We start from the raw sequence: 1,643 nt of genomic DNA on the forward strand, positions 1-1,643 counted from the left end.
ACCACCATCGCCTCGGCGGTGGAGGAGCAGACGGCCACCACCAACGAGATGAGCCGCTCGGTGCAGGAGGCCGCCCACGGCTCCGGGCAGATCGCGGACAACATCTCCGGGGTGTCCGGCGCGGCCGACTCCACCACGCAGGCGCTCACCCAGACCCGCTCCGCCGTGGACGAGCTGTCGCGGATGGCCGCCGACCTGCGCACCAGCGTCGCGCGCTTCACCTACTAGGAGTCCCACCGCCGGCCGGGCCGGGTGACGACCGCGTGGTCGTCACCCGGCCCGTCGTGCTTCCCGGGCCCACCGTGCTCCCCGGGCCCACCGTGCTCCCCGGGCCCGCCGCGGCGCGGCGTGTCGCGCGGCCACCGCCCCGCGCCGTCGACACGGCGACCCGGCCGGTCCGGTGGCCGCCGGCAGCCCGCTCCCCGACCGTCCGGCGACCTGCGGGAACGGCGCGCACCGGCAGTGCCGGTGCCGATGTGTCGACACGGCCGGAATGGTCGCCGAATGGCGCAGGAACTGCGCCGGAGCCATTCCTCACGATGCGGTCACGCGCCCCCGTTCTTCGTCCGTTCGTGTTTCGCCTGCCCCTACTGTCGTCCTCGCCCGGAATGGACGAGAAGCCGCCGGGCCAGCCCTCCGCCCCGAGACCCGGCGGAGCACACCCACCGTGGAAGGACCCTCGACATGCCCAGCTCGACGTCCCGCCGGACCCGCGTCGGGGTCCGGGGCGCCATCCTCGCCGTCGGCGGCGCAGGCATGGCCGCCGCGATCGCCGTCGGCGGCTTCGCCCTGGCCGGCCTCCAGGGCGCCGGCTCGAACCGCCACGAGGTCGGCGAGCTCCAGCAGGCGCTGGGCTGGGCCCAGGAGATGACCTACTACAACGCCGACGTCAGCGGGTGGCAGGTCGCCTACGCCTGGGACGCGCGCCGGGTCGGGCCCCAGGCGGCCGTCCAGGCGGACAACGCCAACCGGGCGGGTTTCCTGGACGTCGCCGACCGGATGCGCGAGGCCCTCGACGCGGCGCCGACCGAGGTCTTCGACGCGGACGAGACGGAGGCCCACGAGCAGGTCGTCGACCAGTGGGACGAGTTCTTCGCCGTCGACGACCGGGCGGTCGCGCTGTACACGCGGGGAGCCGTGGCCGACGTCGACGCGGCCGACACCCTCATCCAGGGAGAGGGCTACGGGGTCTACTTCGAGATCCTCGAGCTGACCGCGCAGCTCGAGGAGTCGCTCGACGAGCGGGTCACCGAGGCCCGCGCCGCCGCGGACGCCCAGCAGGCGCAGACGACGTGGACGATGGCCGCCGTCGTCGCCCTGGGCGCGCTGCTCGTCCTCGGCATGGCCCTCGCGGTCGCCCGGCGGGTGGTCCGGCCGGTCCTCGCCCTCACGCACGTCGCCGAGGGCCTGGCCGCCGGCGACCTCACCCGCACCACCGGCGTCGACCGGGGCGACGAGGTCGGCCGCGCCGCCGCCGCCCTGGACGCGGCGGTCGTCGACCTGCGCACGGTGATGGCGTCGGTGGCCGGTGCCTCGGACGCGGTGGCGGCCTCCTCGGAGGAGCTGTCGGCCTCGTCGGCGCAGATCTCGGCGTCGGCGGAGGAGACCTCGGCGCAGTCCGGGGTGGTGGCCGGTGCGGCGGA

The 1,643-nt window shown here is 75.7% G+C and carries 1 protein-coding gene and 1 pseudogene; both read left to right on the forward strand.

Annotated elements, in window-relative coordinates:
* Positions 1-228 (forward strand): annotated as a pseudogene (locus BMZ33_RS22460) (methyl-accepting chemotaxis protein); the annotation flags it as partial.
* Between the two features lie 456 nt (positions 229-684).
* On the forward strand, positions 685-1,643 hold a 959-nt coding region (locus BMZ33_RS22465; protein ID WP_136697390.1), incomplete at its 3' end, for a HAMP domain-containing protein.

Origin of the sequence: Geodermatophilus dictyosporus, assembly GCF_900115505.1 — a bacterium.
Lineage (GTDB): Bacteria > Actinomycetota > Actinomycetes > Mycobacteriales > Geodermatophilaceae > Geodermatophilus > Geodermatophilus dictyosporus.